General features: G+C 44.4%; 23 protein-coding genes. 1 reads left to right on the plus strand and 22 read right to left on the minus strand.

Going from position 1 to position 21596, the window contains the following annotated elements:
- Nucleotides 1-1071 precede the first annotated feature (1071 nt).
- From der to Nant_RS09295, 17 genes are all read right to left on the minus strand, one after another.
- Complete coding sequence (gene der / locus Nant_RS09215) at nt 1072-2481, minus strand: ribosome biogenesis GTPase Der (protein WP_054341360.1); 1410 nt, start codon at nt 2479-2481, stop codon at nt 1072-1074.
- A 70-nt stretch (nt 2482-2551) separates the two neighbouring features.
- A complete protein-coding gene (bamB, locus tag Nant_RS09220) occupies nt 2552-3691 on the minus strand; it encodes an outer membrane protein assembly factor BamB (protein WP_054341361.1) in 1140 nt (379 codons plus the stop codon).
- Nucleotides 3692-3694: 3 nt separating this feature from the next.
- Nucleotides 3695-4345 (minus strand): YfgM family protein, encoded by a 651-nt coding sequence (locus Nant_RS09225; RefSeq protein WP_054341466.1) that lies wholly within the window; start codon nt 4343-4345, stop codon nt 3695-3697.
- A gap of 40 nt (nt 4346-4385) precedes the next feature.
- On the minus strand, nt 4386-5636 hold the full coding sequence (gene hisS / locus Nant_RS09230) for a histidine--tRNA ligase (RefSeq protein WP_218640609.1): 1251 nt from the start codon (nt 5634-5636) through the stop codon (nt 4386-4388).
- Between the two features lie 51 nt (nt 5637-5687).
- Nucleotides 5688-6620, minus strand: coding sequence for a RodZ domain-containing protein (locus Nant_RS09235; RefSeq protein WP_238377109.1), 933 nt, complete (start codon nt 6618-6620; stop codon nt 5688-5690).
- Nucleotides 6621-6625: 5 nt separating this feature from the next.
- Nucleotides 6626-7411 (minus strand): type IV pilus biogenesis/stability protein PilW, encoded by a 786-nt coding sequence (gene pilW / locus Nant_RS09240; RefSeq protein WP_238377105.1) that lies wholly within the window; start codon nt 7409-7411, stop codon nt 6626-6628.
- Between the two features lie 58 nt (nt 7412-7469).
- On the minus strand, nt 7470-8585 hold the full coding sequence (gene rlmN / locus Nant_RS09245) for a dual-specificity RNA methyltransferase RlmN (RefSeq protein WP_054341364.1): 1116 nt from the start codon (nt 8583-8585) through the stop codon (nt 7470-7472).
- A 62-nt stretch (nt 8586-8647) separates the two neighbouring features.
- A complete protein-coding gene (gene ndk / locus Nant_RS09250) occupies nt 8648-9055 on the minus strand; it encodes a nucleoside-diphosphate kinase (protein ID WP_054341365.1) in 408 nt (135 codons plus the stop codon).
- Nucleotides 9056-9173: 118 nt separating this feature from the next.
- Nucleotides 9174-9374: a Fe-S cluster assembly protein IscX gene (gene iscX / locus Nant_RS09255; protein ID WP_054341366.1), complete on the minus strand. Its 201-nt coding sequence runs from the start codon at nt 9372-9374 to the stop codon at nt 9174-9176.
- Nucleotides 9375-9420: 46 nt separating this feature from the next.
- A complete protein-coding gene (fdx, locus tag Nant_RS09260; RefSeq protein WP_054341367.1) occupies nt 9421-9759 on the minus strand; it encodes an ISC system 2Fe-2S type ferredoxin in 339 nt (112 codons plus the stop codon).
- Nucleotides 9760-11640 (minus strand): Fe-S protein assembly chaperone HscA, encoded by a 1881-nt coding sequence (hscA, locus tag Nant_RS09265; protein ID WP_054341368.1) that lies wholly within the window; start codon nt 11638-11640, stop codon nt 9760-9762.
- Between the two features lie 18 nt (nt 11641-11658).
- Entirely contained in the window at nt 11659-12192 is a 534-nt protein-coding gene (hscB, locus tag Nant_RS09270) for a Fe-S protein assembly co-chaperone HscB (RefSeq protein WP_054341369.1), read from the minus strand.
- Nucleotides 12193-12211: 19 nt separating this feature from the next.
- Nucleotides 12212-12538, minus strand: coding sequence for an iron-sulfur cluster assembly protein IscA (iscA, locus tag Nant_RS09275; RefSeq protein ID WP_054341468.1), 327 nt, complete (start codon nt 12536-12538; stop codon nt 12212-12214).
- Nucleotides 12539-12593: 55 nt separating this feature from the next.
- Entirely contained in the window at nt 12594-12977 is a 384-nt protein-coding gene (gene iscU / locus Nant_RS09280) for a Fe-S cluster assembly scaffold IscU (RefSeq protein WP_054341370.1), read from the minus strand.
- A gap of 29 nt (nt 12978-13006) precedes the next feature.
- The gene (locus Nant_RS09285; protein WP_054341371.1) at nt 13007-14221 is read right to left on the minus strand and encodes an IscS subfamily cysteine desulfurase; all 1215 of its coding nucleotides are present in this window, start codon (nt 14219-14221) and stop codon (nt 13007-13009) included.
- A 19-nt stretch (nt 14222-14240) separates the two neighbouring features.
- Nucleotides 14241-14738 (minus strand): Fe-S cluster assembly transcriptional regulator IscR, encoded by a 498-nt coding sequence (gene iscR / locus Nant_RS09290; RefSeq protein ID WP_054341372.1) that lies wholly within the window; start codon nt 14736-14738, stop codon nt 14241-14243.
- A 162-nt stretch (nt 14739-14900) separates the two neighbouring features.
- Nucleotides 14901-15653, minus strand: coding sequence for an RNA methyltransferase (locus Nant_RS09295; RefSeq protein ID WP_054341373.1), 753 nt, complete (start codon nt 15651-15653; stop codon nt 14901-14903).
- Between the two features lie 125 nt (nt 15654-15778).
- On the opposite strand from Nant_RS09295, the gene Nant_RS09300 reads away from it, so the two are divergent.
- Nucleotides 15779-16576, plus strand: coding sequence for an inositol monophosphatase family protein (locus tag Nant_RS09300; RefSeq protein ID WP_082400169.1), 798 nt, complete (start codon nt 15779-15781; stop codon nt 16574-16576).
- A 54-nt stretch (nt 16577-16630) separates the two neighbouring features.
- Here Nant_RS09300 and Nant_RS09305 read toward each other — a convergent pair whose 3' ends face one another.
- From Nant_RS09305 to hflK, 5 genes are all read right to left on the minus strand, one after another.
- Nucleotides 16631-17926, minus strand: coding sequence for an adenylosuccinate synthase (locus Nant_RS09305; RefSeq protein ID WP_054341375.1), 1296 nt, complete (start codon nt 17924-17926; stop codon nt 16631-16633).
- Between the two features lie 36 nt (nt 17927-17962).
- On the minus strand, nt 17963-19147 hold the full coding sequence (locus tag Nant_RS09310) for an ATP phosphoribosyltransferase regulatory subunit (RefSeq protein WP_054341376.1): 1185 nt from the start codon (nt 19145-19147) through the stop codon (nt 17963-17965).
- A 21-nt stretch (nt 19148-19168) separates the two neighbouring features.
- A complete protein-coding gene (locus Nant_RS09315) occupies nt 19169-19366 on the minus strand; it encodes a DUF2065 domain-containing protein (RefSeq protein ID WP_054341377.1) in 198 nt (65 codons plus the stop codon).
- Between the two features lie 113 nt (nt 19367-19479).
- A complete protein-coding gene (hflC, locus tag Nant_RS09320; RefSeq protein ID WP_054341378.1) occupies nt 19480-20358 on the minus strand; it encodes a protease modulator HflC in 879 nt (292 codons plus the stop codon).
- Nucleotides 20358-21554: an FtsH protease activity modulator HflK gene (hflK, locus tag Nant_RS09325; protein ID WP_054341379.1), complete on the minus strand. Its 1197-nt coding sequence runs from the start codon at nt 21552-21554 to the stop codon at nt 20358-20360. Before hflK ends, hflC begins: the two co-directional genes overlap by 1 nt.
- Between the last annotated feature and the right edge of the window lie 42 nt (nt 21555-21596).

The raw sequence follows: 21596 nt of genomic DNA on the forward strand, positions 1-21596 counted from the left end.
ATAAAAGTCATATTTTTATGAAAACAATTCACTTTGCCCTATTTTGACTTCTAAGCTGACAGGAAAACCAACACTAGCGGGGGAATCTTTGTGCGAAGAATAAAACCATCTTACTTACCGGAAGTAAAAGCAAAACAGCCTAAGCTAAGCATTTTCACAGTTAGCCCTCATAATATCGTAAACACACTGAACACCACGCTTATATGTAAGCCATACACAAACGGACAAAGATAAGCTGATTCAATTTTCGACGCCTACATTACTCAGTTTTACGATAATGACGCATCATTAGCAATCACACAGACAATCTCAGCAACACATCCCTCAAGCACATACACAGCTCATGACGCTACAACCACAACAGCAGTCGCTGAAGAACCAACCGGATACATACATAAGCTTTGTAAATTTTCATTTCACCTGGAGTCGCCTCATCTTGGCATTTACGAAGAGCAGAACTGACCTGCTTAAAATCTCCGCCTTACGCCATCGCGTTATTCGTTAATACAACGGTGCCTAGTAAGCACTCATCGTGGCCAATAAAGACAACGTAACTTGATTAATATCTGGATGTGTTTTTTTCGTTCAATCGGAGGGAATCAAGACATGGAGACTTCACTGCAGATGACACCAAGGAGACACCCCTGAAGTCTGCTTTCATACTGATATACGTGGATACCGTAATAACACGATTCTAAATCGTATTATCAGATGATTTTCTAAAGAATTACTGGGATCAAATGCGTAACAATAAAACCTGAACAGGCGGATTAAGTACAAATAAACGAATATATAGAGAAAAGTCAATTTGCTCGGAACACAGACTGCTGTAGAGAAAAAATGAAAGCAATACTTGATAGTCTATTTTGATTTAGTCTAAAAATATAAGTACAGCCCTACAAGAACAACAAACATCAACCTCAATAGACCAGATATTGCTGCCCAGCTTACTTTATACAACGAGACAAACGAGGTCGAGACCGCCTTATACAAACATAACTATCGATAGGGAAGCAGTATCAGCCTGATACTAAAGCTTTCCCCATCGATCATCTGTATTTAATACCCGTGTTATTTTTTACGGGCTTTCTTTTTTAAAGTTTTAACATGTGTTTGAAAACGTACCTTTTTCCTTTGCTGCCTTGGCGTTAACGAGTTATGTTTTCCAGCAAAAGGATTCTCGCCGGTTTTGAACTCAAATCTAACAGGCGTTCCGTGAATTTTAAGTATTTTAATAAATTTATTTTTCAAATAACGTTTATACGATTCTGGTAAGTGATCTGTCCTATTACCATGGACAACGATAATCGGAGGATTTGACCCCCCCTGATGCGCATAACGCAACTTAATACGATGCCCGCCAACTTGAGGCGGCTGATGGTCCGCTACAATATCTTCAAGTAAAAGCGTTAAACGATTAGTTGGCCATTTAGCCATAGCACTTTCGTAAGCTTCATTAACTGAACCATACATTTCACCTACACCACTACCATATAACGCGGAGATGAAATGAAAACGCGCAAAGCCGGCAAAATCCAAACGGCGACGAATCTGCTCCTTAATCTCTTTCTTCTCCTCCTCGGTCATTCCATCCCATTTATTGAGAGCAATAACCAAAGCACGGCCAGTCTCCATAATGAAACCGAGCATATGAAGATCCTGATCAGTCAGCCCCTGCCTTGCATCGATAACAAGAACGACGACATTCGCATCTTTAATAGATTGCAGTGTTTTAATGATCGAGAATTTTTCCACTACTTCTGTAATATTCTTTCTACGTCTTACGCCTGCCGTATCGATAAGCGTATAAGGCTTACCATCTCGCTCATAAGGTATATATATGCTGTCACGGGTCGTTCCCGCTTCATCAAAAACGATAACACGCTCTTCACCTAACAAACGGTTCACAAGCGTCGACTTACCCACATTCGGACGACCTACGATTGCGATACGAACTCTACGCTCTTCCTCATCGCCTGGCTCTTCATCCTCTTCAAATCCAGATAAGCAGTACTCAGTAAGCACGGTAACCCCGCGGTTATGTGCGGCTGCAACCGGAATAGGCTCACCAAGACCCAAGGTATGAAAGTCAGACATAGCAACATCAGGATCAATCCCATCTGTCTTGTTCACAACCAAATAAATCGTTTTTTCGGTACGTCTCAGATAGTCCGCTATAAGCGCATCAGCAGGCATCAGACCCGCGCGCCCATCCACCATAAAGAAAACGACATCAGCATCTTCTATGGCCTGGAGAGATTGACTAGCCATTTCATGATCAATGCCTTTCTCATCACCGCTGATGCCGCCAGTATCGATAACAATATAAGATTGCTCGCCAACTTTACCCTCTCCATATTTTCGATCACGTGTCACACCCGGCATATCAGCAACCAGCGCATCGCGGGTGTTTGTCATGCGATTAAATAATGTAGATTTTCCAACGTTGGGACGACCAACCAGTGCAATAACGGGTAGCATTACGAATTACCAAAAATAGAAGAGCAGCCGCCCACAATATATAGGAAGCTGCTTGAATTAAAACGGCTGATCAGTTCAATGTCAGCGCAAAAAGACGACCCGCGTCTGTCAATACATACAGAATATTATCCTTAACTTTCATATCACCCAAAAGACGGGAGCCCGAATTGAATCGTGCTACAAAATGACCGTCTATTTGTGATAGAAAATGAATATATCCTTCGCTATCGCCTACCGCGACCGCATTACCAATCACAGCAGGTGCTGTAATTTGACGATTCTCTAACTGATCTTGCTTCCACACACTAGCTGCACTACGCGTATCTAATGCCTGAATATGATCATTCACTTCGCTTACGTAGATATTGCCAAAACCTGCGGCCAAACTATGATAGCTTGAAATTTTCTTAGCCCAGAGAGTTTGTGCATTAAATGGATTAATGGCAACGATATTTCCCTGAAAGCCAGGAATATAAATAACGTTTTCAAACAGTAGCGGCCGACCATCTACATCCGTCATTCGCTCAAGCTCTGAGCGCCCTTCAGCCAACGATACGGTCTGCTCCCACAACAAAGCACCTGTTTCATTATCTAATGCAACAAATTTGCCGTTATCCAACCCCGCAAGCGTAACATCCGCTGCAACTAAAGGAGAACTGGTACCACGTAATGTCAACCGAGGAGCAATACTGTCGAAAACCCAACGCTGATTTCCATTAGACGAGTCAAGAGCTACAATTTTTCCATTGATCAATTGCACAACGACTAGCTTATTATTCAATTGCGGCTCAGCAACCACCTCTGAAGATAATTGCTTGCGCCAAAGCTCAGCACCTGTTTTAGCGTCAAGACAAATCACAACACCATTTTCGGTAGTAACAACAAGCTTATTATCACCCGAACCGACACCCGCTAGTAACGCAACGTCTAAATCCACCGACCAAACCTTCGATCCGTCAGCAAGATAAAAGGAAGAAACGGTACCATCAACAGAGGGCGCAAAAATATGCTCACCACTAATAGCAGGCACCATCTGATGGAATTTTTTGCCTAAGCCACTACCGACATCAGCAGACCATTTAACAACCACCTGCTTATCCGGTACAAACTCGACTAACGCGTTAGGTTCGACTTCATCAGAACCACTCCAAAGACCACAACCGGATAAAAAAATTGAAAATAAGGCAACAGACGTAATCTGACGTAACATGTTCTATCCCTCTTCAGAAGTAGCTAAGTCTTCTAACTTCATTGTTAGCAAAGGATTTTTCTCTGCATTACCAGACAACTCTATAGCCTGCTGATACGCACGTCGTGCTTCAACATTCTTCCCTGAGGCAAGCAATAGATCGCCTTTTAACTCAGAGGCGCTAGCACTAAATTCTTTTCCCTTAAGCTCCACTACAACGCTCAAGCCTTTTTCAAACTCTCCCATTGCCTGATAAATACGTGCTTTACGGAGCAGCACTATATTCTGCATCTCAGCTGAAGGTTTATGAGCCAATACCCAATCAAGCTCTTGAAGCGCCTCAGAATATTTTTCTTGATCAACATCTATACGAGCCATTAATAAGGCTGCAAACCGAGCATATTCAGTTGACTCATGTTCCGCTTTAAGTAACGATCCAAGATGCTGACTTGTTGCCACTTGATCCGCACTATCTTTTCCGACGGTTGCAGAAACAGCATCCAGCAAATTCTGGTAGGTTATTGATGCAGTTTCTGCATCAGTCAATTGCTTCTGCTGCCAGGTCTTCCAACCAAACACAGCGCTTAATGCAATAGCAATCATAATGACCAGAGACTTACCATTCTCTTTCCACCAGCCCTTTAACGCTTCAACCTGTTCTTCTTCTGTTCGCATCTCAGACACAATACTTCTCCAAATCCATAACTAAGGCCGGTTAACTCTGCTTAACTATTTGCCATTGTTCAGCAACTACCGATGATAATTCATTCAACGGAATTTGCGTGAATGACTCCGCTTCATTCCATAAGGTCCCAACCACACCTGCTTCGTTGCTTTGCAACAACAAAATAAGTCGGGCACCTGTCTGACGGGCTTTAGCATTGATGTTTTTCAAACCGGAACAATGACTTCTTACACGTAGTCCAGGAACACTATCACGTAACATCTCACTACATTGCATAACGCTAGCCTGTGACTCTTTTGTTTCAGCAGCAACATACAAATCAAACGATATTTTTTCAGTCTCAGGGATAACATTCAGCGTTTCCAACAACAACACCAGACGCTCAACCCCCATAGCGAAACCAACAGCAGGCGTCGCTTTCCCGCCTAGCTGTTGAACCAACCCATCATATCGGCCACCGGCGCACACAGTCCCCTGAGCACCCAACTTATCGGTCACCCACTCGAATACTGTTTTACAATAATAATCTAAGCCACGAACCAAGCGAGGATTGATCTCATACTTGATACCTGCATGATCCAATAAACCTGTCAGTCTCGTAAAGTGTTCTTCAGATTCAGCATCCAGATAATCTGATAATACCGGCGCATCGATTAAAATGGCCTGAGTAGCTTCACTCTTACTATCCAGTATACGTAATGGATTGCTATCCAGACGTTTACGACTATCTTCATCCAGTTGGTCAAAATACTGCGTAAGATAGGCCACCAAATCTTCTTTATATTTAAGCCTACTTTCGTTACTACCCAGAGAATTCAACTGCAGCGTAACAGCATCAAGTATACCCAGGTTCTTCCACAAACGAGCACTCAACATAATGACTTCTGCATCAATATCTGACGCCGACATGCCGAAAGTCTCTACACCGATTTGATGAAATTGACGATAGCGACCTTTTTGTGGTTTTTCATACCGAAACATCGGCCCCTGATACCAGAAACGCTGAGTCTGATTAAATAACAGACCATGCTCTTCGCCGGCTCGCACGCAACCAGCGGTACCTTCAGGACGCAGTGTCAGGCTCTCTCCATTACGATCTTCGAAAGTGTACATTTCTTTTTCGACAATATCGGTCACTTCACCGATCGATCTCTTGAAAAGCTCCGTTTGCTCAACAATTGGCATACGGATTTCGCTATATCCATAACTAGATAGCACAGCTCTGACTTCACGTTCGAGATACTGCCAAACAGGCGTAACATCAGGCAGGATATCATTCATCCCACGGATGGCTTTAACTTTTGCCAAACTTTGTACTCTCTTCTAATAATTTCAATTCAGAGGGAGGGTTAATTTCGCTACATTTTTAATATTATAGGGCGCCAAATCAACCGTATTGCCATTATACGAAAGCTCATCGATGGCAGAAACACGGCCAATCAATAAACTTAACGGCTCTTTACCCGAAAGTTTCAACGACTCACCGCTTTTACGTATATTTTTGAATAACGTCTGACCATCGGCATCCTTTACGGTGAGCCAGCAGTCATCGTTAAACGTGATGGTTAGCCGCTCGATCAAAGAACTCTGAGTAGCATCATCTTCACCAGCTGATGATTCGACAGGGCTCTGAAGCGCAACTTCTGTTTCGGGAGCAGAGTCCAACGCGCTCTGCAGTCTAGCTATTTCAGCATCAGATAGATCTTGAGGCTCATCAGTTGCTGCAGGCTCAATTGCAGCGTCTGAAGTGGCATCAGCAGACGAGTCATCCAATATTGGCAACGCCAGACTATTATCATTAGCGGTTTCTACTTCAACGCTTGAAACGATCGATTTAATTTCATCGATCGGAGCTAAGCTATATTGAGTTTTCCACCACCATCCGACAATAGCGATAATAGCTATCAGAAAAATCCAACTTGCCCACCGCATAACGGGGTCGCCCAATTTCACTTGCTGCTGCATCTTTGAAACCGACCTAATCGATTCTCTTTTATCTGACATGCCATATTGTTGATTAAATATATCAATTAATAAGGCACCATCAATTCCGACAATTTTTGCGTAAGAACGTATATAACCTCTGGCAAAAACTAAACTTGGCAGTTTTTCGAAAGCACCTTCCTCTAGCCACTGAATGTAGCGGACAGGCAGATGTAATTCATCAGCAATCGCTTGCTGACTGAACGCTTGCGATTCACGTGAAATCCTCAGGCGCTCTCCGATAGATTGGTTTTCGTTTTGAACAAGACTATCATCGGGCATACTACTCACCTAGCTGACTCCTTATATTGCTTATATTCATCAGATTCAGGATAAAGATTTTTTAACAGTAAAGTATAAGTTATTGCCAAGGACACTTTATTATTCTCTCTCGCAAGCCGAATCCCAACCCATAAGCTTTTTGCAGAATGATTAACCTGCTTACTATTAGCAAGCTCAGTAAACTGCGTAAAGTACTCCTCAGCCTTTGGGATATTACCAAGCGACAAATAGAGATCTGCCAATTCCACTAATGCGAGAGGGCGCATACCGCCTGTTTTTAATGATCGTTCAAATGCATGGATAGCAACATCACTACGACCTATCTGCTCATAGCAACGTCCTAAATTCTCAAATGTTTGCGCTCTATTATTATAAAAAGGATCTTCCGTTGCTTTTGCTAGTTCAACACAAGCTTCCTGATAACGCTCCTGCGTAAATAAAAAAGCGCCGTAATTATTATGGAACATGGCCAGGTCTGGCGCTAAATCAATGGCTTTTTTATAGTATTTCTCTGCAAGCACAACTTCATCTTCGACCTGAAAAATCAAAGCCAATGCGTTATACGAAGGAGCATAATCAGTGTCGATATCTAATGCTTTCTGTACCGCAGACTTTGCATTTGCTGTATCGCCCGATTGAAGGTATTGCAAGCCTAATGTTGTATAGGCCTGTAACGCACCTTCAGTAGAGACTGTATTTTTGTTAACAGCTTCGGATTCCGTTTGCAGCCCGGTACATCCAGATAAAAGCAGCCCAATCAGGCCTCCTATCAACACACGAGCTATAATCACCTACAACCTCTCCTCATTATACACTCTACAAATTTATGCACTCGCCAAAACTAATACGCTACACCGTGCTTTCTTGAACAATAGGTATATATTTCTGGCTGCGACGGGTTCGGTCCTCAACCTGACCTACCAACTGACCGCATGCAGCATCTATTTCAGCACCACGGGTACGGCGCACCGTCGTCATGATACCTGCTTTCAGCATAATTTGTTTGAATGCAAGAATAGCCTCATCGGAAGGCCTTTCATATCCTGAGTTAGGAAAAGGATTAAACGGTATTAAATTTAATTTACAAGGCACGCGCTTCAATAACCGTCCTAACTCTCTCGCCTGAGACACCTGATCATTGATACCTGCCATCAGCGCATACTCTATTGTAATAACGCGTTTATCATTAAGCTTTTCCAGATAACGATTACAAGCAGCAATCAATTCATCAATGGGATATTTTTTATTAATAGGCACCAACTGACTTCTTAGCTCATCATTCGGCGCATGCAAAGAGATCGCTAGTGATACATCCGTCTCTTCTATCAGCTTATCAATACCGGGCACAACCCCAGCCGTACTCAAGGTGACACGCCGCTTGGAAAGACCGTAGGCGTTGTCCTCCATCATTAATTTTATTCCGCTGACAACATTATCAAAGTTCATCAACGGCTCTCCCATACCCATAAAAACAACGTTTGTCACACGCCGGGGCTTAGACGGGTCCATTGGCCCAAACGATTTAATAGCAATACGTACTTGCCCTATAATTTCTGCTGCTGTCAGGTTTCGATTGAACCCCTGCTTTCCTGTTGAACAAAAACTACAATCCAGAGCACAACCCACCTGAGATGAAATACACAGCGTTGCTCTGTCGCCTTCAGGAATCAAGACAGTTTCAACACAAGAGCCACCCTCAACACGGATCACCCACTTGCGGGTACCATCTTTAGAAACGTCGCTCGTAACAACTTCAGGTTCACGAATTTCAGCAACCTGCTTTAGCTTTTCACGTAAAACTTTACTAATATTTGTCATATCATCAAAATTTTCAGCGCCTAGCTGATGCATCCATTTCAATACCTGAGTTGCACGAAAACGTTTTTCACCCAGTTCAGCGAAGAAAGCTTCCAGCTTATCAGGACACATCCCTAACAGATTAGTTTTGTGGATGGATTCAGTCATTATTACACCTATCATTTTTAAAGCACGCAGAAGAGACAACCTCTCCTGCATACAAACTTGAATTACTTACTAAAGAAGTAAGCAATTTCACGCGCTGCTGACTCAGCAGAATCTGAACCATGTACAGCGTTCGCGTCAATAGACTCAGCGAAATCAGCACGAATAGTTCCTGCAGCCGCTTCTTTAGGGTTAGTAGCGCCCATCAGTTCACGGTTGGTCAAAATTGCGTTTTCGCCTTCTAATGCCTGTACAACAACAGGACCAGAAATCATAAAACCAACCAAATCAGCAAAGAAAGGACGCTCTTTATGCTCGGCATAAAAACCCTCAGCTTCTTCTTTAGTAAGCTGCTTTAGCTGCATTTCTACAACTTTCAAACCCGATTTTTCAAAACGGGATACAATTTCACCAATTACGTTCTTAGCCACTGCATCAGGCTTGATAATTGATAGTGTACGTTCGATAGCCATCTATACATTCCCCTAAAAAGGATATTTCTGAAAAACGCGACATTATACGCGAAGCCAACAACAAGCGACACATACTATAAAAAGAAAAAGCCCGGTATAACCGGGCTGTTTCTTTTTATTAATCCTGTTCTTCGATCCAGGCCATCTGAATCGCTTCCAGAATTTTTTCTCCGCAACGACCCGGGTCATCATCAAACTCATCCAGGTCCATCACTTTCTGATACAAGTCCGGAAAACTGATCGTTAAAGGATCAACATCCGGATACTTTTCAATCAATTCAATCGCAATATCAAGCACATCAACCCATCTAAGACTCATGATGCTACTCCTCCAAGTTACGTCTTTAAACTACGCCTAATACCTATTAATGACGCTCAGAAACCTGATTAATAGTATAACGAGGAATCTCGACCACTAAATCCGCATCTCCAACACACGCCTGACAACTCAGACGCGAATCAGGCTCAAGCCCCCACGCCTTATCAAGCATATCGTCCTCAAGCTCATCAGAATCATCAAGCGAATCAAAACCCTCTCTAATCAATACATGGCAAGTAGTACAAGCACAGGATTTCTCACACGCATGCTCTATCTCTATACCATTCGCCAACGCAGCATCACAAACCGTCACGCCTGGCTCAACATCAATCACTTTACCTTCAGGGCATAAGTCTTCATGGGGCAGAAATATAATCTGTGGCACTTAGCTAATCTCCTCAATTTCTTTAATGCTATGCCCCTGCAGCGCACGCTGGATGTTTAAATCCATTCGACGCGAAGCAAAATCATCACTCACCTTAGCCAAACGCTCGACACCTAATTCAATTGCGCGCGCATCCGACGTATCACAAACCGTCTTGAGTAAAGCCATTTCCGACTCAAACAATGCACGCTCATCATCAGACAATAGCGCCTGACCATCAACTACAATCGCCTGCTCAAGCGCGGCTACCAAACGATCAGCATCCACTATTTGCTCACGTAATAAACGCTTCTCTTTATCACCGTCAGCAAACGAGTATGAAGCTTTCAGCATATCAGCAATTTGCGTATCGCTGAGCCCGTATGAGGGCTTAACCTGAATACTACTTTCAACACCTGTGGACAATTCTTTCGCTTCAACATTCAAAAGACCATCAGCATCAACCTGAAAAGTCACTCGAATTTTAGCAGCACCGGCCACCATAGGTGGAATACCCTGCAAAACGAAGCGCGCAAGCGAGCGACAATCTTCGACTAACTCACGCTCACCTTGCAGAATATGAACAGCCATCGCTGTTTGGCCGTCCTGATAAGTTGTAAATTCCTGAGCTCTTGCTACAGGAATCGATGTATTCCTGTGAATTACTTTTTCAACCAACCCCCCCATGGTTTCTAACCCTAGAGAAAGTGGCAAAACATCAAGTAACAGCATTTCTGAATCAGGCTTATTGCCGGCCAGCACATCAGCTTGAATAGCAGCACCAATAGCGACAACACGATCAGGATCAATATCTGCATGCAGTGGTCGTTTGAATAATTTTTCTACACACTCTCTCACCAGAGGAACACGAGTAGAGCCGCCCACCATAACAATATCCTGAACCTCATCCAGCGATAAGCCAGCATCTCTGACAACACGCTTACAAGCGCGTACTGTTTTATCAACAAGCGCCTCTATCAGGGAATTAAATTGCGCTTTTGATATAGTAACAGGCACTTCTTTACCGGCAATATCCAGATTAACCCAGGCCTGATCGGCTGTCGTTAACTGCTCTTTTGCGGAACGCGCCAGCTCCATCAATTGTCTTGATAAACCTGCCGTCATTGCAGTAATCACATTAGCCTGCTCAGCCAACCACTCGGCCACAAGCCTGTCAAAATCATCGCCACCGAGCGCACTATCACCGCCGGTAGCCAGCACTTCAAAAACACCTTTATTGAGATGTAGAACAGACACATCAAAGGTTCCACCGCCTAAGTCATAAACCAGAATAACACCGTCTTCTTTCTGGTCTAACCCATAAGCAACTGCCGCCGCTGTTGGCTCACTCAGCAATCTCAACACTTTAATATTAGCGAGTGTTGCAGCATCTTTAGTTGCCTGACGCTGCGCATCATCAAAATAAGCAGGTACTGTAATAACGGCACCCACGAGTTCACCTTGCAAGGTTTCTTCAGCACGCTGAACAAGCACTTTCAAAATATCAGCGGAAACTTCTACCGGACTTTTAGAGCCTGCAACCGTTTTGATGAAAGGCATACCACCCTGGTCTTCTTCAAACTGATAGGGAAGTATTTCACCAAAAGCCGCTACATCTTTAATACCACGCCCCATCAGACGCTTTACAGAAACAATCGTATTATGAGCATCTGCAGATGCAAAGCTGCGCGCCACAGCACCTACAACAACATCGCCTGTATCAAGATAACGCACAACAGAAGGCAAAAGATGGTTACCATCATGATCTGGAAGTGTTACCGACTCTCCACTGAGCACACTGGCAACCAATGAATTAGTCGTCCCAAGATCAATACCAACAGCTAAACGATGCTGATGCGGTAAAGAGCTCTGACCGGGTTCGGCTATTTGTAATAACGCCATAATTTATTTCTTCACCTGTTAATCGAGCTCATATTCGAACAGCTCAATCTCTTTCTGAAGTTTGACCATAAACTGCATTTTACGCACGATAGTCGCGGCTAACTGAAGCGACTCATCATCACGCGCGGCATAACAATCAGAAAATATTTTTTGGAATTCGGATAATTGCTGAGCTACTTTGTCCGCAAAGCTATCAAGTGCACTCTCAGGAGAGACCGACTTTTTAATATCTTCAAGGTCTTCCCTAAGCTCCATTTGCTCATAGAGAAAAGCAGGCTCCAAATGAACTGAGGTTTCACTAACGGTATCGATACCGCGTAAAAAAAGCAGATATTGCGCTCGCTTCAATGGAGATTTGAGCGCTGTCACAGCCTCATTAAGGTACGCTGTATATTGAACCGACAACCTTTTTTCTCGCTCAGAAAGATGAGCAAAACGATCGGGGTGGAGTGTTTTTTGCAACTCTCTGTAACGACTGGAAAGCGCCGCTAAATCAATATTATAACTTTCCGGCAAACCCAGAAAAGAAAAGTAATCTTGTTGAATATCCATGTTATTTCAATACTAACAGCTAAACGTTAAAGCTTTCACCACAGCCACACTCGCTGCGCACATTAGGATTATTAAATGCAAATCCTTCGTTCAAGCCTTCTTTCACAAAATCTAGCTCTGTACCATCCAGATAAGCCAGGCTTTTTGGATCAATGACAATTTTCACGCCACCATCCATCTCAAAAGTCTCATCTTCTGGCTCTTTCTGGTCAACAAATTCAAGCACATAAGCCATACCTGAGCAACCAGACGTCCTCACAGCGACACGAATACCGAAGCCACTGCCACGTTTTTGAATGTAACCAGCCACATGTTTGATGGCCGCAGGTGTCATTGTAATTGCCATAATCTCTTCCCACTGGTTATACATATGTATAACCAGTTAATTCAACAGCAGACCTTTAAACAGACTGCTTTTTCTTATAATCCTCAACGGCCGCTTTAATGGCATCTTCTGCCAAAACTGAACAATGAATTTTCACAGGAGGCAGTGCTAATTGCTCAGCAATCTGTGTATTTTTCAATGCAGCAGCTTGATCAAGCGTCATGCCTTTTACCCACTCAGTTACAAGCGAGCTAGATGCGATAGCTGATCCGCAACCATAGGTCTTAAATTTAGCATCTTCGATAATACCATCATCATTAACCTTAATCTGCAGACGCATCACATCGCCACAAGCGGGCGCGCCCACCATACCGGTGCCAATATGAATATCGCTGTCATCCATTTTACCCACATTACGTGGGTTTTCGTAATGTTCGAGTACTTCTTCACTATAAGCCATGTCGTTCTCCAATTAGTGCCAGCAATATTTTAGTGGTGAGCCCACTCAACTTTGCTTAAATCCACACCGTCTTTATACATATCCCACAATGGTGATAACTCTCGAAGCTTATTCACTGCAGTTTTAAGCTGTCCGATCGCGTGATCTATTTCTTCTTCAGTCGAAAAACGACCAAACGAGAAGCGAATAGAACTATGCGCCAATTCATCACTCAAGCCCAATGCGCGTAACACGTAAGAAGGCTCAAGACTGGCTGAAGTACACGCAGAGCCTGAAGATACCGCTAAGTCTTTCAGCGACATCAATAAAGACTCACCTTCAACAAAGGCAAAACTAATATTCAGATTGGCAGGAACACGCTGTACAAATGAGCCATTAATATGAACTTCTTCCATATCCTTCAGGCCTTCCCACAAACGGTTACGCAAAGCCAACATGTGAGTATTATCAACTGCTAACTCTTCTTTCGCTAAACGAAAGGATTCACCCATGCCGACAATCTGATGTGTTGGTAGCGTACCCGAACGCATACCACGCTCATGACCACCACCATGTATCATTGCTTCAAGACGAATACGCGGCTTACGTCGTACATAAAGCGCGCCAACGCCTTTAGGTCCGTAGATTTTATGCGCACAAACCGACATAAGATCTACTTTCTCTTTTTCCATATCAATTTCAACTTTACCAGCGCTTTGCGCCGCGTCGACATGAAAAATTACGCCTTTAGCACGTGTGATTTCGCCAATGGCAGCGATATCAGTAATCGTACCGATCTCGTTGTTCACATGCATCAAAGAAACTAATATTGTATCTTCCCGGATAGCATCAGCAACAGCTTCGGGATGAATTAAACCTTCAGTATCAGGCTCAAGGTAAGTCACTTCAAAACCTTCACGCTCCAACTGACGGCACGAATCCAGTACAGCCTTATGCTCGATTTTGGAGGTGATAATATGCTTACCCTTCTTATGGTAAAAGTGTGCAACACCCTTAATAGCAAGGTTATCGGACTCAGTAGCTCCCGATGTCCAGACAATCTCACGAGGGTCTGCATTCAAAAGATCAGCAACCTGCTTACGAGCCGTTTCTACTGCGTCTTCTGCCTTCCAACCAAACACATGTGAACGGGAAGCAGGATTACCAAAATTACCGTCCAACGTGAGGCACGCCACCATTTTTTCCGCCACACGCGGATCAACAGGAGTAGTTGCTGAGTAATCAAAATAGATAGGTAATTTCATTCTTTAGCTCCAACACATTTTATACAGCGGCTTTATCAGCCAGCAAAGAGTCTGCTGTAGTCAAGAATACCTGACTACCGTGACGACGATCTTGTCTATTCGCCACATCTTTTACATCTTTTCTTAACACCAGGTCTGCCAGCGAAATGCCATGCAAGAAAGAGTGTATCTGATCACTTAAATCACACCACAAATGATGAGTCAGACAAGTCTCACCACTTTGACAATCACCCTGACGAGCGCATCCAGTCGCTTCCACCGATTCATTTACGGCATCAACAACCTGAGCAACACTAATAGCCTGCTTATCGTGATTAAGCTGATAACCACCACCAGGCCCCCTGACGCTTTTAACCAAAGTATTCCTACGCAGTTTCGCAAACAACTGCTCTAAATAGGATAATGAAATACCCTGTCGCTCAGAAATATCCGCCAAGCTAATAGGGCCTTGGCCCTCATGTAGCGCCAGATCAAGCATGGCTGTTACAGCGTAACGCCCTTTAGTTGTCAGTCGCATAGACTCCCGCCATTCATTCTGAATCTTGGAATATAGTATGTTTTAACCTACAAAATTAGTCAAGTATTTATCCGAGCATTTAAGTAGGGTATAGACAACTCAGGCGCTGCAATTTATCACTTTTATAAAGCAAAGTCCGTAATCATAAACAGCCGGTTTACTTCAATTCTGATTGAGATCATTCTTTTTCTGAATATGACTTAATATTCCACGCAAGACATTCACCTCAACCTTATCGGGAACGGCGCGCTGAAATAAACGCCTCAACCTGGGCATCAACTGCCGCGGGTTCTCAGGGTCGAGAAAATCAATATCTACCAACATTTTCTCAAGATGCTCAAACATCAATTCAAGCTCCCTATGCTCAGCAAGCTCAATATCCCAATCAGTACCCCATTGTGGCGCTTGTGCCTGACTGTCAGCCTGCTTTAGCTGAGCCATACGTAACTCATAAGCAATAACCTGTACAGCAGCGGCAAGATTCAATGAACTAAAACCTTCAACCGAAGGAATATGGACATGATGATGACATAACTGTAACTCATCATTAGTCAAACCCCGATCTTCCCGTCCAAAAACAATCGCTATTTTTTGATCGACAGCCACTGATGCAGCCACACCAGCCAACTCATGAGGATCCATAATAGGCCAGGGAATATTTCTCTCTCTTGCACTCGCACCAACAACTAAATGTACATCAGCAATTGCCTCCTCAAGAGAACTTACTACGACTGCCGACTGAAGAATATCAGCGGCACCAGCGGCACGCGCATCCGCCTCTCCAGAGGGGAAAATTCGGGGTACCACAAGAGAAAGATCACTCAGACCCATATTTTTCATAGCACGAGCCACACCGCCAATATTGCCAGGATGTGATGTATTTACGAGAACAATACGAATATTTTCTAATTTCATAACCAACTTCACATATAAATCGACTAATAGTTTAACAGAATGACACTTAAGTGTTCTGTCAGAGGGCTAGCTTTTGTATAATTGTGCTTTGCTATCCAGACTGAGCCCAAATACTAATGCAACCCATGTTAAATATAGCCCTTCGTGCTGCGCGCATCGCTGGCGAACAGATTGCACGCTCTGCTGAACGAATTGACCTGATAAAATCAGAACAATCCAGCATCAGCGACTTCCTAAATGAAACAGCAACTAAAGCGGAACAGACGATTGCTTATTCTATCCAAAAAGCTTATCCAGCTCATTCGCTGATAGGCGAGTTCTCTGGCGAATACAAATCGCTAGAGGAAAAATCGGATGTTACATGGCACGTCAATCCCATTGACAGCATTTCCAATTTCTCCAATGGATTACCTGTGTTTGCTATTTGCCTGTCCGCCGAAATAAAAGGCCGACTTGAGCACGCACTTATTCTTAACCCCATTACTGGCGAAGAGTTTACGGCTAGCCGCGGTAACGGCGCGCACCTGAACGGCAAGCGCCTGCGCGTCAGCAATAAACGCACGCTTGAACAGGCTGTCATTTGCTCGAGCTTTTTGAACAGTCGTACCGAAAAAGCCCAGTTTGAAACATTCAAACTTATTATGTCCCAAATACAAAGCGCCGACGGCATCTTACATAACAACGGATCCGTTGCTCTTAACATGGCATATACGGCAGCTGGACGTATGGATGGTTTTTTACAAATCGGCATTCGACCAGACATCCTGAATGCTGGCGCTCTGCTTATCCAGGAGTCCGGCGGTCTGCTCGGCGATTTCCGGGGCGGCAACGATTTCCGTAAAACCGGCAATACCGTCGCCGGAAACGCCAAACTATTTAAAGCACTATTAAAAGCCATCCAACCGGCGCTTGAAGACGCCTGATTTTTGGCAATAAAAAAACCGGCGTAAGCCGGTTTTTTTACATTTACTGAGTTATTACACAGTAAAAGGATCTCTCAACACAATAGTCTCGATACGATCAGGACCCGTAGAGACGATATCGACCGGCGTATCCAACAGCTCTTCCAGACGCTTAATGTAATTCCGCGCTTCAACCGGCAATTCAGCTAACGCCTGCACACCGATAGTCGACTGCGTCCAACCAGGAAGCTCTTCGTAGACAGGCTGAATCGCTTCATAGTCTTCACTACCCGTCAGAGTCTCAACAATATCCCCAGCAGCATCGCGATAACCGATACACACTTTGATAACATCAAGCCCATCAAGAACATCAAGCTTAGTCAGACAGATACCCGAAATAGAGTTAATCTGAATCGCATGCTGCAAAGCGACCGCATCAAACCATCCGCAACGACGCGAACGACCCGTTGTCGAACCAAATTCATGACCGCGCTCAGCCAAACGCTGACCGATTTCACAGCCCAGTTCTGTCGGGAATGGACCACCACCAACACGTGTCGTATATGCTTTGGTAATACCCAGAATATAATCCAGATAAAGAGGACCAAAACCAGAACCTGTCGACACACCGCCCGCCGTAGTATTAGACGAGGTTACATAAGGATATGTACCGTGATCAATATCCAGCAACGAACCCTGAGCACCTTCAAACATGATGCTTTCGCCGTTTTTACGCATCCTGTGAAGAATAGCAGTAACATCAGCGACTAAAGGACGTAGCTGCTCTGCCTGCTCAAGCGCTTCTGCCAGCATCTTGTCAATATCAACTTCTTCCGCCTGATAATAATTCTTCAGGACGAAATTATGATATTTCATTACTTCACGAAGTTTTGTTTCAAAACGCTCGGCATTCATCAGATCAGCGAGGCGCAAACTGCGACGCGCCACCTTATCTTCATAAGCAGGTCCGATACCGCGCCCTGTAGTACCAATTTTCGCATCGCCGCGCGCTGCCTCACGAGCCTGATCCAGCGCAACATGACATGGCAGAATCAACGGACATGCAGGACTCAGCCTCAAGCGCTCGCGTACAGGTACGCCAGCCTCTTCAAGGCCACGAATTTCTTTCAATAAAGCCTCAGGAGACAGCACTACGCCGTTACCAATCAGGCACAAAACTTTTTCACGCAGAACACCGGAAGGTATTAAGTGTAGAACGGTTTTCTTGCCGTCAATGACTAATGCATGCCCAGCATTGTGTCCGCCTTGAAAACGCACAACTGCTGATACCTGCTCAGTCAGCAAATCGACAATTTTACCCTTGCCTTCATCGCCCCACTGAGTGCCTAAAACAACTACGTTCTTGCCCATTGCTGTCTCTAGTTTATTAACGTTAATCGTATGTGATTACAGAGCCGTTATGACCCACTCTTCACCCTGCTTAACCAGCTTCTGGCTATAAGTCGACACATCAGCAACCGTATCACCGGGCAACTGCTGCACAACCCTCATTCCATGAGATCGCAAATCGGCAATTTTCCGCATCAGCTGAGCATCATCACTCTCTGGAGCAAGAACACCTCTTCTTGTACTTCCGTTCACATTAGCAATAAGATACGCCAATGTTTTCAGGTCTGCACTAAAGCCCGTTGCCGGACGCGCACGACCAAAATCTTTACCTATGGCATCATAACGGCCACCTTTCGCAATAGCCTGACCAAACACCGGCGTTAACGCGGAAAAAACAACGCCTGTGTGGTAGTTATAACCACGCAACTCACCCAAATCAAAATACAAATCTACTGCAGGGTAACGCTGCTTAATCATACTTGCCAACTGCTCAAGATAAGCGACTGCATCTAATATGCTATCACTGCTCCCTGCGAAAACATCCCTGGCTTTCGCCAGAACTTCAAGGCCGCCGTTTAATTTCGGCAAGGCGGCAAGGAGGCCTATAAGATGTTCATCTGCCTCCAGCACGCTTAAGAACTCAGCTAACTCAGGTAGCGCCTTACGCTGCAATAATTCCATATATTGCCCAGCCACAGCAGAATCAAGACCCGCTTCAGCAATCAACCCCTGAAAAATACCCACGTGTCCCAGGTCCAGGGTTAATTCATCCTGCAAACCTGATGCATAAAGCGTTTCCAGCATCAGCGAGATGACTTCAATATCACTTTCAATCCCAGCATGACCATAAAGCTCAGCGCCAACTTGTAACGGATTACGGGACGCCAGCATATTTGCAGAGCGGGTATGCAAAACAGAACCACAATAACAAAGCCTGTTCGCCCCTTCGACATGCATCCGGTGAGCATCTATTCTTGCAACCTGAGGTGTTATATCAGCACGAATTCCCAAGGTACGTCCAGTTAACTGATCTACCAACTTAAATGTATTTAGCTCCAGATCTTTCCCCCCCCCTGTGAGAAGCGATTCGAAATGCTCCATCAAGGGCGGCATCACCAAGTCATAGCCCCAGCTATCGTATAAATCCAATAGCTTACGGCGTAACGCCTCAACCTGACGCGCGCTCGACGGCAACATTTCTTTAACGCCATCAGGAAGCAACCAGCGATCAGCCAATGCCATGTAAAACTCCAGTACCTGTTATCAATGAATCAAATAGAGACCCAATATGCCTGTTAGCATACTGAGCAAACCGATAATTCGTAATGTGCGGTCATCAATATTAGCAAGTTGCTCTACCATACCTCGCCATCGACCAGGATAGAGAAAGGGTAACACTCCTTCCAGAACCATCACCAAACAGAAAGCTATTGCAATTTCATACCAAAACTCTGATGACATCAACACCAACTACACTTCACATAAAAAAACCGAGACTAGGCTCGGTTTTTAAGATTTTAACATGGAATCACTGACAAAGTGCAGTCAATCCAATTTTATACTGCAACTTTATACTATTTCGCGGTACCCATAGGGTTCGATAAGTATTTAAAGAACTCACTATCCGGTTTCAGCAACATAATATCACCGTTACCTGAAAAGGCTTCTTTATAAGCTTTGAGACTACGCGTGAATGAATAGAACTCAGCATCCTGATTATAAGCTTTAGCATAGATAGAAGCAGCCAAGGCGTCACCTGTACCTCGCTGTTCTTCTGATTCACGGTACGCTTCTGCTACTAACACAGTTTTTTGGCGATCCGCGTCTGCTCTTATACCCTCAGCCAGCTCAAAACCTCGCGAGCGTAATTCACGCGCTTCGCGTTCACGCTCCGTACGCATCCTCTGATATACCGAGCTCGATACTTCTGGTGGAAGTTCAACTCGCTTAACGCGCACATCAATGATACTGATACCCAGTTCTTTTGAAGCAACTTCATTCAGACGTCTGATAACCTCTGCCATTACTTCATCACGCTCACCTGAAACAACTTCATTTAAGGTACGCGCACCAAACTGATTTCGCAGCTCATTTTCTACACGGGCTGAAAGCAGGTCTGCCGCTCTGAATTCATCGCCAGATGTTGCCGTATAGTAGGTTTCAACACTATTAATTTTCCACTTTAAAAAAGAATCAACAATAAGACGCTTTTTTTCAATGGTCAGATAAGACTGTGGACGAGTATCTAACGTAAGGATACGTCCGTCAAAAATACGTACGGTATTAACAAACGGAATTTTAAAACTTAAACCAGGCTTTACATCAGGCTCAACGATTTCACCGAACTGTAATTTAACAGCGCGCTCAGTTTCCTTGACGATGTAAACAGATTTAGATGCAACAAGTACAACTATACCTGCCAGAATGAGTGAAAATAGTGATTTACTACCCATTATCTGCCCTCCCTGCGGGTTGTTGTCTGATTTTGCTTGATCTGATCAACGACCTGATTGGTAACATCTCTCAATGACTGCTCATCTAAACGCAGGTTACGCTGATTAACTGTTGCTGATTGACTGTTCTGAATTAATTTATCAACCGGCAGATACATCATGTTATTACCGCCTTCGACATCAATCAACACCTTGGGATTACTTGCCAAGACTTCCTGCATACTATCTAAATACAGACGCTCGCGGGTAACCTTGGGGGCTTTTGCATATTCAGCCTGCAATGCAGAAAAACGACTAGACTCACCCTCTGCCTTGGAAACAACCTGCTGACGATAAGCACTCGCTTCTTCAAGCATACGCTGCGCTTTACCACGCGCTTCAGGAACAATACCGTTTGCATATGTCTGAGCTTCGTTTTTCACCCGCTGCTCATCTTCTCGCGCCTTGATGACATCATCAAATGCATCCTGAACCTGACTAGGCGCCTGTGCATTTTTAATATTCACCTGCGTTATAGAGATGCCGGTATTGTAATCAAGCATGTAGCGCTGCAAACGCTCCTGGACCTGAATCGCTAACGCCTCACGACCTTCAGTAAGGATCGAGTGCATTTCAGATGAGCCCACCACATGACGCAATGCTGACTCTGCAGCATTTGACAAGCTACCATCTGGATCACGGACACTTAACTTATAGCCTTTTGGATCAGCGACAACATATTGAGCAGCCATCGCGACATCAACAATATTTTCATCTTCAGTTAGCATCAACGCCTGATGCTCATGGCTACGTACTCGCGTAGTGTTTACCACCATGACATCATCAATCATAGGCGGATTCCACTGCAAACCAGGCCCAACCGTTTCGAGAAATTTACCCAAACGCAGCACCACTCCCCGCTCTTGCTGATCAACGGTATAGAAACCCATACCACCCCATGCAAGCATAGCAACGGCAAGCACAACCAGGATAAAAGGACCGCCACTACCCGTAGAAGAACCTCCACCATCGCCGCCGCCACGTTTCTTACCAGAGCCACCAAACAGATCGTTTAGTCGGTCCTGTAATTTACGCAGTGCCTCATCTAGATCTGGTGGCCCCTGATCTTTACCACGATTACCTTTGTTGTTGCGATTATCACCGCCACCCCAAGGATCCTGATTATCACCATTGCCGCCAGGCTCATTCCAAGCCATATAGTTCTCCGTTGTAAATCTAAAATTCAAGAAAATCTGTGT

Origin of the sequence: Neptunomonas antarctica (assembly GCF_001305295.1) — a bacterium.
GTDB classification, from domain to species: domain Bacteria; phylum Pseudomonadota; class Gammaproteobacteria; order Pseudomonadales; family Balneatricaceae; genus Neptunomonas; species Neptunomonas antarctica.